This is a genomic window from Pseudoxanthomonas helianthi (genome assembly GCF_017939625.1).
GTDB classification, from domain to species: Bacteria; Pseudomonadota; Gammaproteobacteria; order Xanthomonadales; family Xanthomonadaceae; genus Pseudoxanthomonas_A; species Pseudoxanthomonas_A helianthi.
This window is the reverse complement of sequence record NZ_JAGKTC010000002.1, coordinates 348,443-349,026: the sequence shown is the minus strand read 5'-3', so window position 1 is coordinate 349,026 and position 584 is coordinate 348,443. Positions and strand designations below refer to the sequence as shown.

Here is a 584-nt window from a genome sequence, read left to right as displayed (position 1 = left end):
TCTCCGCGCCTGGAAGTGAGGCAAGGAGCTTTTGTTGTTGCTGATTAGCCTTGTGATGCAGGGCCAGGTCTCGAAGCAGGTGAGGGTGGGTAGAGCGAACTAGCTCAAAAGTATCTCGAATGACCCGGTCAATGCGCGGGCCATGGCCGCCAAGCAACGCATCTGCTAGAGCTGGGGTAACAAGACCTAAAACCTCAGGATAGGGAGATGTTTTGAAGGCCAAGGTCTGGAGAGCATGCGCTCGTCTGAGGTTGTGCGGCTCAGTATCCGCAATTGTCACCAGTTCCGCGGCCCACTCTGCAGCCAATTGCGGGTTGACCTTGGCCAGAGCTCCAACCGGCCAAGAGGCAACTGTAACGACGCGATTCGGCTCGCTCTGCTCTTTGGCTGCGGCGAAGGCTTTGGAAAGCGCGGCCAGCTGCTCTTTGCCACGGAGTTGTTCTGCAGCAGCCGTAAGAGACTGGCATCGATACCAAGCATGAGTAATGGTGCCGGCTAGCTTGAGCGCAGCCTTAGGGTCAGTAGCTGCAACGCGAGAGACCTGAGCCCGGCCTTGGACGTCGCTTGCGGAAACTTCCATGGAG

At 57.7% G+C, this 584-nt stretch carries 1 protein-coding gene; it reads right to left on the bottom strand.

All coding sequences use genetic code 11. From position 1 onward, the window contains the following. Positions 1 to 580 (bottom strand): hypothetical protein (locus J5837_RS09250; protein ID WP_210536470.1); only part of this gene is annotated, 580 nt, incomplete at its 3' end. Positions 581 to 584: the final 4 nt, after the last annotated feature.